Annotated in this window: 15 protein-coding genes; 9 read left to right on the forward strand and 6 right to left on the reverse strand. The window is 68.2% G+C overall.

What is annotated here, in order from left to right; genetic code table 11:
* Positions 1 to 315 precede the first annotated feature (315 nt).
* Positions 316 to 1,443: an NADH:flavin oxidoreductase gene (locus NNI01S_RS06120; protein WP_063018277.1), complete on the reverse strand. Its 1,128-nt coding sequence runs from the start codon at positions 1,441 to 1,443 to the stop codon at positions 316 to 318.
* Between the two features lie 109 nt (positions 1,444 to 1,552).
* Between NNI01S_RS06120 and NNI01S_RS06125 the strand changes: the two genes are divergently transcribed.
* On the forward strand, positions 1,553 to 2,032 hold the full coding sequence (locus tag NNI01S_RS06125) for a MarR family winged helix-turn-helix transcriptional regulator (protein WP_063018279.1): 480 nt from the start codon (positions 1,553 to 1,555) through the stop codon (positions 2,030 to 2,032).
* Here NNI01S_RS06125 and NNI01S_RS06130 read toward each other — a convergent pair.
* Positions 1,996 to 2,658: a response regulator gene (locus NNI01S_RS06130; RefSeq protein ID WP_063018281.1), complete on the reverse strand. Its 663-nt coding sequence runs from the start codon at positions 2,656 to 2,658 to the stop codon at positions 1,996 to 1,998. The two genes, NNI01S_RS06125 and NNI01S_RS06130, sit on opposite strands and share 37 nt — an antisense overlap.
* Positions 2,655 to 3,767 carry a sensor histidine kinase gene (locus tag NNI01S_RS06135; RefSeq protein WP_063018283.1) on the reverse strand — a complete coding sequence of 371 codons (1,113 nt, stop codon included), beginning with the start codon at positions 3,765 to 3,767 and terminating at the stop codon, positions 2,655 to 2,657. Before NNI01S_RS06135 ends, NNI01S_RS06130 begins: the two co-directional genes overlap by 4 nt.
* A 215-nt stretch (positions 3,768 to 3,982) precedes the next feature.
* On the opposite strand from NNI01S_RS06135, the gene NNI01S_RS06140 reads away from it, so the two are divergent.
* The 3 genes from NNI01S_RS06140 to NNI01S_RS06150 all read left to right on the forward strand — a co-directional run bounded on the left by NNI01S_RS06140 (position 3,983) and on the right by NNI01S_RS06150 (position 7,404).
* Positions 3,983 to 4,393, forward strand: a complete 411-nt coding sequence (locus NNI01S_RS06140) for a DUF6223 family protein (protein ID WP_063018285.1) — start codon at positions 3,983 to 3,985, stop codon at positions 4,391 to 4,393.
* Positions 4,394 to 4,953: 560 nt separating this feature from the next.
* Complete coding sequence (locus NNI01S_RS06145) at positions 4,954 to 6,747, forward strand: serine/threonine-protein kinase PknD (protein ID WP_063018287.1); 1,794 nt, start codon at positions 4,954 to 4,956, stop codon at positions 6,745 to 6,747.
* A gap of 105 nt (positions 6,748 to 6,852) precedes the next feature.
* The gene (locus tag NNI01S_RS06150; RefSeq protein ID WP_063018289.1) at positions 6,853 to 7,404 is read left to right on the forward strand and encodes a dihydrofolate reductase family protein; all 552 of its coding nucleotides are present in this window, start codon (positions 6,853 to 6,855) and stop codon (positions 7,402 to 7,404) included.
* Between the two features lie 179 nt (positions 7,405 to 7,583).
* Here NNI01S_RS06150 and NNI01S_RS06155 read toward each other — a convergent pair whose 3' ends face one another.
* Complete coding sequence (locus NNI01S_RS06155) at positions 7,584 to 7,814, reverse strand: DUF6400 family protein (RefSeq protein ID WP_063018291.1); 231 nt, start codon at positions 7,812 to 7,814, stop codon at positions 7,584 to 7,586.
* Positions 7,815 to 7,921: 107 nt separating this feature from the next.
* Between NNI01S_RS06155 and NNI01S_RS06160 the strand changes: the two genes are divergently transcribed.
* Both NNI01S_RS06160 and NNI01S_RS06165 read left to right on the forward strand, forming a co-directional pair.
* Positions 7,922 to 8,104: a hypothetical protein gene (locus tag NNI01S_RS06160; RefSeq protein WP_063018293.1), complete on the forward strand. Its 183-nt coding sequence runs from the start codon at positions 7,922 to 7,924 to the stop codon at positions 8,102 to 8,104.
* Between the two features lie 290 nt (positions 8,105 to 8,394).
* Positions 8,395 to 9,606: a glycosyltransferase gene (locus NNI01S_RS06165; RefSeq protein ID WP_063018295.1), complete on the forward strand. Its 1,212-nt coding sequence runs from the start codon at positions 8,395 to 8,397 to the stop codon at positions 9,604 to 9,606.
* A gap of 380 nt (positions 9,607 to 9,986) precedes the next feature.
* Here the strand turns inward: NNI01S_RS06165 and NNI01S_RS06170 are convergent, their stop codons facing one another.
* Together NNI01S_RS06170 and NNI01S_RS06175 are read right to left on the reverse strand one after the other, a co-directional pair.
* A complete protein-coding gene (locus NNI01S_RS06170; RefSeq protein WP_063018297.1) occupies positions 9,987 to 11,417 on the reverse strand; it encodes an MFS transporter in 1,431 nt (476 codons plus the stop codon).
* Between the two features lie 13 nt (positions 11,418 to 11,430).
* Positions 11,431 to 12,231: an acyl-CoA thioesterase gene (locus NNI01S_RS06175; RefSeq protein WP_063018299.1), complete on the reverse strand. Its 801-nt coding sequence runs from the start codon at positions 12,229 to 12,231 to the stop codon at positions 11,431 to 11,433.
* 54 nt (positions 12,232 to 12,285) lie between these two features.
* On the opposite strand from NNI01S_RS06175, the gene NNI01S_RS06180 reads away from it, so the two are divergent.
* Genes NNI01S_RS06180 through NNI01S_RS06190 form a run of 3 tightly spaced genes read left to right on the forward strand, consistent with a single transcriptional unit; the run spans position 12,286 to position 13,755 of the window.
* Complete coding sequence (locus NNI01S_RS06180; RefSeq protein WP_063018301.1) at positions 12,286 to 12,759, forward strand: winged helix-turn-helix transcriptional regulator; 474 nt, start codon at positions 12,286 to 12,288, stop codon at positions 12,757 to 12,759.
* A gap of 52 nt (positions 12,760 to 12,811) precedes the next feature.
* On the forward strand, positions 12,812 to 13,225 hold the full coding sequence (locus NNI01S_RS06185; protein WP_084488547.1) for an NUDIX hydrolase: 414 nt from the start codon (positions 12,812 to 12,814) through the stop codon (positions 13,223 to 13,225).
* Between the two features lie 32 nt (positions 13,226 to 13,257).
* Complete coding sequence (locus NNI01S_RS06190; protein WP_063018790.1) at positions 13,258 to 13,755, forward strand: hypothetical protein; 498 nt, start codon at positions 13,258 to 13,260, stop codon at positions 13,753 to 13,755.
* Positions 13,756 to 13,779 lie beyond the last annotated feature (24 nt).

The following is a 13,779-nucleotide window of genomic DNA, read 5'->3' on the forward strand; positions in this document are numbered from 1 at the left end:
TAACGGAAGAAGGAATCGACGCTACCGGGGCAAACTGTCACGACCTGTTCTCCGGAACCTCCACCTCCTCTTGAACGCTTCGATTCGAATCTCTCCGCCGGCACTCCATTTTGATGAGGCCGCGTGTTGGAAGTTGCTGGGTCGGTCGGAAACGAGGCGGTGACACTTTACATGGTCATACGTCGCTATGCGCATCTAATTATGTTTATCTCACCCCGAGGACCGGGCATGTAGCCCGGGCCCGGTGGCTTCATCGGGGGGCTCGCCCCGGCATGGTTCGCAGGGGCGAGAACCCTTACAGCCGAGGGGGTTGGCCTACCTCAGTGTCTTCAATGCCGCCGCGTCGTACGGCTTCAGCTCGTCGATCCGCCCCGCCAGGACCTTGGACGCCCATTCCGGGTCCTGGAGCAAGGCGCGACCGACGGCGACCAAGTCGAATTCTTCGCGCTCGAGGCGATCGAGGAGGTTGTCGAGGCTGCCGAGTTCGGCGCCCTCACCCGTGAAGGCGCGGAGGAAATCGCCGTCCAGACCGACGGAGCCGACGGTGATGGTGGGCTTGCCGGTGAGCTTTTTGGTCCAGCCTGCCAAATTCAGGTCCGAGCCGTCGAACTCGGGGAGCCAGTAGCGGCGGGTGGAGGCGTGGAAGGCGTCTACGCCCGCCGCGGCGAGCGGAGCCAAGATCGACTCCAGCTCCTGCGGGGTCTCGGCGAGCCTTGCGTCGTAGGCCTCCTGCTTCCACTGCGAGTAACGGAAGATCACCGGGAAATCAGGCGAGACGGCGGCGCGAACCGCGGCCACGACCTCGGCGGCGAACCTTGTGCGGGCGATGGTGCCGCCGCCGTAGACATCGTCGCGGCGGTTCGTTCGCGACCACAGGAACTGGTCGAGGAGATAGCCGTGCGCACCGTGCAATTCGACGCCGTCGAAGCCGATGCGTTCGGCGTCCGCAGCGGCCTCGGCAAAGGCGCCGATGACGTCGTCCAGGTCACCCTGTGTCATGGCCTTGCCGAGACCCTCGGTGCCGTCGACGCGAATACCGGAGGGGCCCACAGCGGGCGCATCGGGGTAGGGCGCGTCGCCCTGGTTGCGGACCATGCCGATGTGCCACAGTTGCGGCATGATCGTGCCGCCTGCCGCGTGTACGTCCTCGGCGACCTTTGCCCACCCCGCCAACTGTTCTTCCCCGTGGAACCGCGGCACGCGATCACTCTGACCAGCGGACTCGTGGCCGACGTAGGTGCCCTCGGTGATGATCAGGCCCACGCCGGCGGCGGCGCGGCGGGCGTAGTACGACCGCACATCGTCACCGGGAACGCCGCCAGGGGAGAACATGCGCGTCATCGGCGCCATCACGATGCGGTTGGGGACGGTCAGGCCGTTCAGCGCGACGGGCCGGGACAGGATCTCGGCTGTGCGAGAGGCGTCGGACGCGGTGACGATCACTGGATACTCCTCGGGGGTACGGCGGCGATGGTTGAGAACTTCAAGCAATGGCCACACGCTAGGGGTAAATATTTGAGATAGTCAAGTTTCTGCGGATAGGCTGGCTGCTATGGCAGAAGCTCCCCGCGTCGACACGGCCCAGCTGATGGAGCTGCTCTCGGTGTCGCTCGGCGTCTACTACGGCGACTTCACCGTCGCCGCGGCGAGTGAGAACCTGACAGCGAGCCAGGGCAAGGCGCTGACCGTGCTGCGCCGGGGGCCCGTCGCGATGCGCGCTCTGGCCGAGACCTTGGCCTGCGATGCCTCCAACGTGACCGGAATCATCAACCGGCTGGAGAAACGTGGCCTCGTGCGACGGGAGGCCAGCGACTCCGACCGGCGCGTTACCAATCTCGTGATCACGCCCGAGGGCGAGCAGGTAACCGACACGATCCGCGCGAAGATGCGCGCCACCCAAGACGGCCTGAACAGGCTCGACGACCACGACCGGGACTGTCTGTACGCCCTGCTGGAACGGGTTTTCGTCTCCCCACTCGTCCGTCCAGGGGGAGGTCAGGGTACGCGCGGGGCGATCAGACCGGATTCGTAAGCGAGGACCACCAGTTGCGCGCGGTCACGCGCGTGGAGCTTGGTCATGGCCCGGTTGACATGGGTTTTTGCAGTCAAGGGACTGATGACCATGTGGGCGGCGATCTCGTTGTTGGACATCCCTTGGGCGACCAGGGTGACGGCCTCCCGTTCGCGGGTGGTCAGTTCTTTCAACCTCGTGCCGGTGCCGGCGTTCAGGGGCTGGGACACGTATCGGTCGATCAGGCGGCGGGTGATCGACGGTGCGAGCAACGCGTCGCCGCGGGCGGCGACGCGCACGGAGTGCAGGAAGTCTTCCGGTAGAACATCTTTGACGAGAAATCCGGCCGCGCCCGCGCGGAGCGCGTGGAAGACATACTCGTCCAGGCCGTAATTGGTCAGAATGACGACGTGAACCCCGGACAGGGCCGGGTCCGCCGCGATGCGCCGCGTCGCCTCGATACCGTCGACGACGGGCATCTGAATGTCGATGAGCGCGATATCGGGCAGATGTCGTTTGGCCAGTGCCAGACCTTCGCGCCCGTCGGCCGCCTCGGCCACCACCTCGATGTCCTCCTCGAGGTCGAGGAGGGCGCGGAATCCGCTGCGAATGAGCGATTGGTCGTCGACCAGCAGGACACGAATCATGAGGGCTCCACTGGGAATTCGGCACGGACGCAGAAGCCGCCCGTGGCGCGTGGTTTCGCCTGTAGCCGACCGTCGAGGGCGGTGACTCGTTCCCGCATGCCGAGCAATCCGACGCCGTGCACAGGTGAATCGTCCGGTCTGGCGGTGCCGTCGTCCTCCACTTGTACGACCAGGGCGTCGGTCTGGTAGTCGATGCGGATCGATGCGGTCGCGGCGGCGGCATGGCGGGAGATATTGGTCAACGACTCCTGAACGATCCGGTAGACGGTGCGGTCCACCGCGGCCGGTACGACCGGGCGTTGACCTTCGATCGTCAGTGTCGCGTCCAAACCCGTTGTGCGGGCGCGTTCCACTAGTTCCGGGACATCCTCGAGTCCTTGCCGAGGGGTGGCTGCCTCGTCACGTAGTGCTTCCAGTGTTGCACGTAGTTCCCGAGCCGCCTCGCGTCCCGCGTCCCGGATGGCCAGCAGGGCTTCCGGCACCGTTTCGCCTCTTTTGCGAGCAACGTGGACCGCGGCCTCGGATTGCACCTTGATGACCGAAATCTGGTGGGTCAGCGAATCGTGTAGTTCCCGCGCGATATGCAGCCGCTCTTCGTCGGCGCGTCGCCGCGCGGTCTCCTCGCGGGTGCGCTCGGCTTCGTCAGCACGCCGTTCGGCCTGCCGCAGTGCTTCACCCGCTGCCGCTGCCGCGATCAACCACGCCAACTGGAGGGCGCCACGAGCCTGTGTGAACGCCTCGCCTAAAGACCATCCCGGGTGCGAGACCAGCATCGCGAACGGCAGCGTGAACACCATGAGCACCGATCCCGCCGCCGCGATGAAGCGATGCCCAGCGCGGACGGTGGCGTACACGGCGATCAGAAAGGCTACGGCAGGCACGTCGAAACCGATTGCGTGGTAACCCAATACGCACGAGCCCGTCACGGCCAGCACGGCGACCGGGGCCCGGGGACACGCGGCCAGCGCCAGACCGGAGACGGTCAGCAACACAGAGCCGAGCGGATCGAGCGTGGTGGAGTATTGCCTCGAAAGGCCGGTTGTCAGCAGGATGGCGGCGGCGCCGACGGCGACCGCCCAGCCCCCGATGCGGATCCGCGCCCTGCTCATGCGTGCACCCTAGTCGGAACTCGGCCTGGGCAACTTCTCCGTACGGGTGATCGATCGACTACCACGGACGTGGTATCCACTGCTTCTACCACGCCCGCGGTAGTCGGCTACGGCGTCGGCGGCAGCAGAAAAAGTCGACGTCCGCACGACGATCGACGGCACGTCCTGCCGACATGATGAAGCGACACCCAGCCATTCGACACGAGGAGGACCGCATGTCCGTCCGTCATCTATCCGCCGTCGCGGCGACCGCCCTGCTCGGAGGTATCACGTTTGCCGCACCGGCAGCTGCCTCCGTCCAGCAGACCGCCGCCGTCACCGGCATGACCTCGGGGCGACTGCTCCCCACCCTGACCGCGCTGGTGGGACTGGTCAGCGTGGTGTTCGGCAGCCTCGCTCTGGCCCGCACGGGTGCGGGCAGCGGTCGCAATCTTTCTGTGACAGCGCTGGTCGCCGGGCTGGTCGGCCTGATCCTCGGTTGCGTGTTCGCGGCCACCGCCGCCGGCGGTCCCGGCACCGGCAACGGGATAGTCGGATCCTGGGCGGCCATGGTGCTCGGACTGATCGGCGTGGTTCTCGGCGGCCTGGCACTGAACCGCTCTCGCAAGGTCGACAGCATCGGCTGACCGAAAGTGCGTGGGTAGTTGACGGGCTCGGTCGCCGGAGGCCGGGGGAATCGGCTCGTCTGATGCTGCGCTGCCGCTCCACCCGAGATGTGCTCTCCCGCACGATGGTGCGAGTAGCGCTCTACCCCGACCTGCGCGTAACGGTTGATGAATCTGAACTTGTCGGGCTGTCGGTCGGCCGCAGTCACTCCTCGCGTTCGAGTCGCCTCGCGCGAGAGTGTTCGGCGACGAGCTGGCAGTCCGGCAGGCGAAATTCGTGAATCAACGGAAAAAGTAGTCCCGACCTCCGAGGGCTGGACGCGGTTTCCACGAATTCGGTCGTAGGGGTCCGAGGTAGACTGAATCCGCGACAGGTTGTCGGTACTGGGAACGATGCGCGCTCGCACCGGTGGTGAGCGGTGCCCGGCCGCGTGATTGCGAGAGCATGGCCGGGGAATTCGCCCGCCGACTCTCGATTGTCCGGCCTGGCTGATTCAACCGGTGTGGGTCCACCCGCTCGGGCTGCGGTTGGAGGCGATCGAGTACACGGTTTGCCAGTCGGGCGGTCATGGGACGGCACGATGGATGACACGTTACTGGGGGGAGGGGACACAACTCAGGGGCCGGCGGAGGCGTTCGGACGCTACCGCCTTCTGTCGCTGCTGGGTCAGGGCGGCATGGGCCAGGTGTGGCGGGCGCACGATTCGCTGACCAATCGGGTGGTGGCGCTCAAGGTGCTGCCCGAACGCTTCGCCGATGACGAGCAACTGCGCGAGCGGTTCCGCCGGGAATGCCGGGCGGTGGCGCAGTTGACCGAGCCGCATGTGATCCCCATCCACGACTTCGGCGACATCGACGGTCGGCTCTATCTGAACATGCGCTTGATCGAGGGCACCGACCTGCGCACGGTGCTCACGCGCGAAGGAGCCTTGTCGCCGCGGCGAGCAGTGGCGATCATCGCGCAGGTGGCCGGCGCGCTGCAGGCGGCCCACGAGGCCGGGCTGGTCCACCGCGATGTCAAACCCTCCAATATTCTGCTGGGGGCCGATGAGTTCGCCTCCCTGATCGACTTCGGAATCGCCCACGCCACCGACGACCGCACGCTGACCACGATCGGCGAGACCATCGGCACCGTCACCTACATGGCGCCGGAGGAGATCAGCGCGGGGGTGAAGGCCGATGCCCGAGTGGACGTGTACGCGTTGACATGCGTGCTGTACGAGTGCCTGACCGGCCGGGCGCCGTTCGAGAGCGAATTCGGGTTGCAGGGTGTGATCGCCCACCACCTGCACACTCCGCCGCCGCGTCCCAGCGCCACGACACCCGATGTACCGACTGCGTTCGATGCGGTTGTCGCCAAGGGAATGGCCAAGAACCCCGAGGACCGCTATCAGACGGCGCGTGAACTCGCAGTGGCGGCGTCCGCCGCGTTGGACGATTCCGCGGTCGGTACCACCGGGGGTGCGGCTGGGCCCCGTGGGCGGCGAATCGGGTCGGTGCCCAAGAACGCTGTGCTGATCGCCGCCGCGGTCGCGGCTACTGTGGTGGCCGCCGTAGCTGTGGTCGTCGCTGTCCAGCTGACATCAGGCGACTCGCCGGCACCTGTCGCTCCGGACTACTCGTCACAGGTTGCGCTTCCGTTCACCGGCGTCAGCCTGCCCACCGGTGTGGCGGTCGACGTGGCAGGCAACGTATATGTGACCGATATGGGTAGCGATCGGGTGCTGAAATTGGCGGCGGGCGCGGCGGCGCCGACCCCGCTGCCGTTCACCGGCCTCAAGAATCCTCAGGACGTGGCGGTCGACGCGGCGGGCAACGTCTACGTCAGCGATACGAGTAACGATCGAGTGCTGAAATTGGCGGTGGGCGCGGCGGCGCCGACCCCGCTGCCGTTCACCGGCCTGAAAGATCCCCATGGTGTGGCAGTCGACGGGGCGGGAGACGTATTCGTCGCCGACCGGGGTAATGATCGGGTGCTGAGATTGGCGGCGGGCGCGGCGGCGCCGACGACTCTGCCGTTGACGGGGCTTCAAGGTCCCGATGGTGTCGCGGTCGACCCGGCAGGCAACGTCTACGTCACCGAACTGGGTACAGAGCAGGTGAGGATGCTGGCGGCGGGCGCGCAGGCGCCGACCATGCTGCCGTTCACCGGGCTCAAAGATCCCCAGGGCTTGGCGGTCGACCCGGCGGGGAATGTGTACGTCGTCGACTGGGGTAACAAATGGGTGGTGATGTTGGCGGCGGGCGCATCGACGCCGACCCCGCTGCCGTTCACCGGCCTGAAGAATCCCCAGGGGGTGGCGGTCGACGCGGCGGACACCGCATACATCACCGATCTGGGCCCCAATCCGGTGGTGAAGCTTCCCGTCGGCTGAACCGCCGCTCCGCGGTAGCCGGACGGGCCTCGGCCGATACATCTCATCCGGACTTATCCCGATGAGCGCCGATGAGTTTCCAGCGCGCAGGAGGTCTACCCGGTCATGAGGAAACTGATCTACGGCTTCAGCGTGTCCCTGGACGGCTACATCAACGACCGCGACGGCAACATCGACTGGACCAACCCGGACGACGAGCTGCACCAGTTCCACAACGACCGCTACCGCGAGATCGAGGTCTCGCTGCACGGCCGTCGCCTGTACGAGCTGATGGCCGAGTATTGGCCGCACGTGCCCGAGGACGCGCCGCGTATCGAGCGCGAGTTCGGCCGGCTCTGGACGGAGAAGCCGAAGTTCGTCTTCTCTCGGACACTCACCGAGGTTCAGTGGAACAGTACGCTGATCAGCGATAACGCGGTCGAGGAGGTCCGCAGGCTCAAGGCCGGAGGTGATGGCGTCATGGAGGTGGGTGGTGCGAGTCTCGCGGCCTCGCTGATGCCCCACGGTCTCATCGACGAGTACCAGTTGTTCCTCTTGCCCGTGGTGCTCGGCGGCGGGACACCGCTGTTCCCATCGCTGGACAAACGCGTCCAGCTCCGATTGGCCGAGACGAGGCGGTTCAACACCGCCGTGATGCTGCGCTTTCTCGCCGATTGAGGTGCGGGCGGCCCCACGGGCTCGGCTCGGCTCGGCGGGGCGGCCAGAGCGTCGGCGAGGACGGTGTCGAGGGCGGCGCGGCGATCATCGCCACAGGTGGGGAATGGCCTGCGCTACCCGGCCGGGCCGGTGCGCGGCGACCGCCGAACATCGGTCATGGTTCGTGCTCGGCGGTGGGTTCAGGAGGCGGTATGGCGCGTCGCCCGATCCGCCAGGATCCCGGCCTGAACGAGTTCCTCGTAGATTCGCTGCTGTTCGTCGTCGAGATTCGAATACAGCATGTCGTACGCCAGCTCTTCTTCGGCGAGTGCCGCGATCGGATCCCAGCCGTCTCCGAGGGCCGCGACTACGGCGCTGCGCCGTCGTACCTCGTCCAGAGTGAGGTCGTAAGCAAAATTGTGGTCGGCCACGGGGGCATCTCCAACCGGTTTCTTTCCGAAAACGAATTGATGACGATGCCCAACTATGCCGTATCCCGCAATGACCTGCATCACTTTCTACGGCTGGACTCCGTCACATGATGCCCCATAATTTCCACGCCATCGCGTGGCTGAAATCGGCCGATGCCATATCGCCACGCCGCCACCATGGTGGCATCGCCGACCGCGCCTGGCTGCGCGAACACCTTGGTCGGTTCCCGGACCGGCAGTACGGCCTCGTCGGCAGGTACGAGCTCACCACGCTCGGCCAGGGCCGATAGATGGCTCTACCGGGCCGAAATTCCGGCTGATGAAATGGTGCGGATATCGGGATGTCAACCTGCGTAATGGTTCCGGCCACCTGCCTGGAACGGCTACGTCGGCGGGGCGGCACGCGTTCGCTGTCATCTCCTTTGGCGGGCAAGTGGCTCTCGGCGGAGGAGATCGGCGAAGGCGAGAATCTTCGTCCCTCTTCAACATATAACGGAGTGGGGGGCTTGCGGCAAGACCCGGGTCGTACCTCAGAATTACCGGCCGGAAGCCGGAGCCTGCGGAAATGGGGAGTTGCGAAGTGCGTGTGTTGTTGACGACGTGGGGATCGCGCGGAGACGTCGAACCGCTGGCGGCGCTCGCGGTGGCGTTGCGGGAACTCGGCGCCCAGGCGCGGGTGTGCGCGCCGCCGGACGAGGAGTTCGCGAAGCTGCTGGAGCGTGTCGGTGTGCCGCTGGTGCCGCTCGGCCCGACGGTGCATTCGGTGGTCGCCAATCCGAAGCCGCCGACGGCGCAAGACGCTTTCCAGCTGGCTCCCGCGCTGGTCGCGGCGCGGTTCGACACGCTCACGGCGGCCGGCGAGGGATGCGACGCCGTGCTGGCGACCGGCCTGATGCCTGCGGGCGCGCGGGACGTGGCCGAGAAATTGGGCATCCCCTATGTGCTCGCGTGCTTCCACCTCCTCGGGTTGCCGTCGCGGCACTTTCCTCCGGGGAGACGTCCGGGTACACCGTCCCCGCAGGGGGAGACCGACAACCGGGTGCTGTGGGAGCAGGACGCCCAGCGGGTGAACGCCCTGTACGGTGCGGCGCTCAACAGCCATCGGGCGGCGATCGGTCTGCCACCGGTGGACAACGTCCGCGACCACGTCTTGACCGGCCGGCCATGGCTGGCGGCGGACGAGACACTGTGTCCGTCGCAGGGTATGACGGATCTCGACGTCGTGCAGACCGGCGCGTGGATCCTGCCCGACGAACGCCCGCTTCCGGACGACTTGACGGCGTTCCTGGATGCCGGTGAGCCACCGGTGTACGTGGGGTTCGGCAGCATGGCCGCGTACATCCAGAAGGACATGGCCCGGGTGGCGATCGAGGCGGTCCGCGCGCAGGGCCGCCGTGTCCTCCTCGCTCGCGGCTGGGCCGGGCTGACCGCGATCGATGACGCCGAGGACTGCTTCGTCCTCGGCGAAGTCAACCAGCAAGCACTGTTCCGCAGGGTGGCGGCCGTGGTGCACCACGGCGGCGCGGGCACCACCACGACGGCAGCCCGAGCCGGCGTGCCCCAAGTGGTCGTGCCCCAGATCGCGGACCAGCCGCACTGGGCCACCCGAGTGGCCGAGCTGGGCATCGGCGTGGCACACGAGGGCTCGTCGCCGACCGTCGACTCCCTGTCCGCCGCGCTCGCCGCCGCCCTGACGCCCGGGATCCGAACGCGAGCCGGGACCGTGGCCGGCATGATCCGAGCCGACGGGGCGACGGTGGCCGCGAAACTGCTCCTCGAGGCGGCCGGCTGAAAGGCCGCCCCAACCGCCATCGCGGACGTCTGGGAGCTCGCCGAGGAGGCCGTCGGGATCATCGTGTTCGCCGGTGCGCCGTGCCGAGGCGCGGGCTGGACGCGGCCGTGGCGCACTGTCGCCCTGGCGGCCGGGCGTGCAAACCGCACGGTGCGGGCTGGATAGCGTCACTCGTTCCCAGGCCGTCGAGGGCGCCCTGAACACCGAACGAACCGGGAACCGGGCCGAACGCGTCGCCGGGGAGCGTGGCCGCGACACTGGCGGCCATGGCCCGCTCCGGCCTCGGTACCTGCGCCTCGGAATTTGCGTCGGCCAGGTCCCGGTCGTGTTCGGCCTCTTGCGCGTCGCTGCCTGCGGGCCGCGCCGAGCGTGGGTGCGGATCAGGCCGCGGCCGACTCGGTGACCGAATCGGATTGCACGGCAGCTGGTTTCGGCATACGTGCGGCTGCACCCGCCAGTCCCGCGAGGACGGCGACTGCGGCCGTCACGGACCACCCGCGCCGGAACGCGTCGAGGGCCGCATCCGGGCCCGCGGGTGTGCCGAGCACCGCGACCAGAATCGCGACGCCGACCGCGAGGCCGATCTGGCGCGCCATGCTCAGCACGGCCGACCCGGTGGCGAACCGATGCGGCGGCAGCCCGCTGGTGCCCGCCGCGAAGGCGGTCGGCAGAGTGAGCCCGACGCCGATGCCGCTGACCACCATGCCGCCGAGCATGCCGCCGACGTAGTCGGGCGTCAGGGTGATCGCCCGCGCCCACCACAGCATGCCCGCGCCGAACACGATCCCGCCCGCGGCGATGACCGGCCCGGCGCCGATCCGGCCGATCAACCGTCCCGCCAGGACGGCGACCACGGGCACCATCAGCGGGCCCGGCGCGATGGCGAGGCCGGTGCGCAATGCCGACCAGCCCCAGACGTCCTGTGCCCACAGCACCGCCGACAGCAGCATCGCGCCGAAGGCGATGTTGAACAAGATCGCGTTGCCGGTCATCCAGGCGAAGTTGGGTGCGCGCAGCAGTGCCGGATCCACCACCGGACTGTGGTGCCGGGCGGAGGAGACGACGAACGCGACCGCCAGGGCGGCCGCCACCGCGAACGCGGTCAGCACCCGCGCCGACGACCACCCCCAGTCCTCGCCCTTGACCAGCCCGAGCACCAGGCCGGCGATCGCGCCGACCAGCAGCGCCGCACCGGGCAGGTCGGGCAGCCGCCCGCCGTCGCCCGGCGGATCGGGCAGCGTCCGCACGCCGACCACCACGGCGACCAGGCCGATCGGCACGTTGACCAGAAATACCCAGCGCCAGTCGAATTCGACGAGGATGCCGCCGAGCACCGGACCGAGGGCCGCGCCGAGCCCGCCGAAGGCGACCCACAGCCGTACGGCTGCGGCGCGACGCTGCGGCGGACTGGCCGCGAGGACCAAGCCGAGCGAAGCGGGCGTCAGCAGCGCGCCGCCGACGGCCTGCAGCACGCGAAACAGCACCAGCGACCCGACGTCCCAGGCGGTCGCGCACAGTGCCGATCCGGCGACGAACACCACCAGTCCCAGGAGGAAGGTGGTGCGGATGCTGCGGCGGTCACCGAGTCGTCCCGCCGGGACCAGCAGTGCGGCGAACACGATCGCGTAGGCGTTGAGCACCCAGGAAAGTCCCGAGATTCGCGCTCCGCCGAAATCAGCGGCCATATCCGGCAGGGCGACGTTGACGATGAACAGGTCCAGACTCGACAGCAGGACGCCGATCGAGACGACGGCGAGCACGACCCGGAAGTCGGCGGCGTCCCGGTTCGGGGCCGTGGCGGGGGAATGCATGATCGTCTCCGTCTCAGCCGAGTACGCGGCGGGTCTGGCGGGCCGAGGCGAGCAGCCGGCCGTTCCGGTCCCAGATCGAGGTGTCGTCCACCGACCATCCGTCGCCGGTGGAGGCGTTCGCCGTGCGCACCAGCACCGGCAAGTCGCCGGTCGGCGCGTTGTGCAGATGCATCGACAGTGCGACGGTGGGTATCGCGACGGGCGCACGCAGCGTGGGAAAGACGGCGGGCGGCAAGGCGTCGGAGAGGATCGCGAGGGCGGCGGCGTCCGCCGGTAGCTCGGGGACGAGGCCGATCCACGCGCACATCATCGGTTCGTCCGCGCCGGTGAGCGGCAGTGGACCCGCCGCGGGGCGGATGGTGAAATGCGCGCTCGCCGGGACGATTTCGGGTGGCAGGACGAAGCGTGCGCAGGATTCGGGGCCGGGCACGTGAGGCGCGGGCACGCCCGGGTGGTCCGCGACATCCGAGGCCACGGTGCGGCCGAATGTGACGGACGCCCCGGCAACCGGGTTGCCGTCCTGCTGGGCGTTCACATCGAGGACGACGGTGCTGCGGCCGACGGCGTGCTCGGTCGCCCGGAAGGTGAGCAGCCCGTCCGTGGGGCGGCCCAGAAATCGGAGGTCCACGGCGCGCACCGGCAGTGGTTCGGCGGCCGCTGCCCGAGCCGCCTCGATGAGCAGGGCCGCGATCACGCCGCCGTGTGGTCCGGTCCAACCGCGCCAGGACCGGTCGACGCGCGCCTGCCACCCACCGGCGCCGGTTTCGGTGAGGGCGAACTCGTCGGCGATGGTCCGCCCAGTTAGTTGCTTCATGAAACTTACCGTAAGTTAGTGAGTTCTTTGAAGCAACCGACTATGCTGACGACTATGCGCAGGACGAGCTTCGAGGAGATGAACTGCTCGCTGGCCCAATGTCTCGAGGTGGTCGGGGAGTGGTGGACGCTACTGATCGTGCGCGACGCTCTGTTCGGGGTGACGCGCTTCGACGACTTCCGCGCCCGCCTCGGGATCGCCCGCAATGTGCTGACCCAGCGTCTCGAGCATCTGGTCGAGCACGGGGTGCTGAGCCGTGAGCCCTATCAGGACAACCCGGTTCGCTACGACTACCGGCTCACCCCGAAGGGGCGTTCGCTGTGGCTGGTCGTCACCGCGATGCGTCAGTGGGGTGACGAATGGTCCGCGCCGGACGGCCCTCCGGTGCAGATCGTGCACGCCACGTGTGGAAACGTCGGGACCGTCGAGCCGGTGTGCTCGGAGTGCGGGGAACGCATCGTGTCGCGCGACTTGCGGCCGGTACTCGGTCCCGGCGCCAAGGATCCTTCCCTCCTGCCCTCGCGCTGAGGCGGCTGCGGCCGGTTCCGCGTTCGAGGCCGCGCGGCGATAGGCTGCGGCGGTGGCGGACGGGCGAGTGCGGCAGCTGATCGACACGGTGGCATGGGTGCGCATCGAGGGCGGACGAATCCTCTGCGCCCGACCGCGCGGCAAGGACGTCTTCTACATCCCGGGCGGAAAGCGCGAGGGCGGCGAGACCGATCTGCAGACTCTGCTGCGTGAGATCGAGGAGGAACTCACCGTCGCGCTGCTGCCGGAAACCGCCACGCACGTGGGCACCTACGAGGCGGTGCTCGGCCCGGTGGACGGGGCAGTGGTGCGGATGAGTTGTTACACCGCGGATTACCGCGGAACGCTCGCCGCGAGCAGTGAAATCGAGGAGGTCGCGTGGTTCTCCTACGCCGACCGCGTCCTCGTTCCCCCGGTCGATCAGTTGCTGTTCGACGATCTGGTGCAGGCGGGCCTGCTGCGGTGAATCGCGGCCCGGACAGCGCTACCGTCGGCGTTATGTCGTGGTTTCGGATACTTCTGCGCTACGCCGCCTATGCGCTCCGCGCGCTGCCGCTGGCGGCGCGGCGGATCCCGACCCGGCTGCGCGTGCCGCGGCGGATGCTCGGCGAATCCGTACTGCCGCACAAATTCTCGGTCTCGAGGTCGGTGTCGCACTCGGTGCTCAGTGGCGGGGTGGGCCTACTGGCCTGGTTCCTGGGATTCCTCGCGATCCTCGCCGCGTTCCGCGGCATCTGCTTCCCGCTCGTCGCGAGCGACAACCTGGACGGATCCTGGGGTGGGCCCACCTTGGCGGGCGCCTGGGCGGTCCACGCCGTCCTCGGCGTCGGTCTGCTGCCGATGTGGCTGCTGGTTCTGGCCGGTCTGGGCCTGTTCCAGTTGCGGCTCACCCGCGGACTGCTCGGCCGGAACGGGCCGCGATGGCCCGCTCCGGCCGCGATTGCGCTTGTCGCGGGTGGCGTGCTGCTCTTTCTGGCCTGGTTTCGGCAGGTGTGAGCCTTCGAAGCCTCGGGCGGGCAG

This window comes from Nocardia niwae NBRC 108934 = DSM 45340 (assembly GCF_001613465.1).
GTDB classification, from domain to species: Bacteria; Actinomycetota; Actinomycetes; order Mycobacteriales; family Mycobacteriaceae; genus Nocardia; species Nocardia niwae.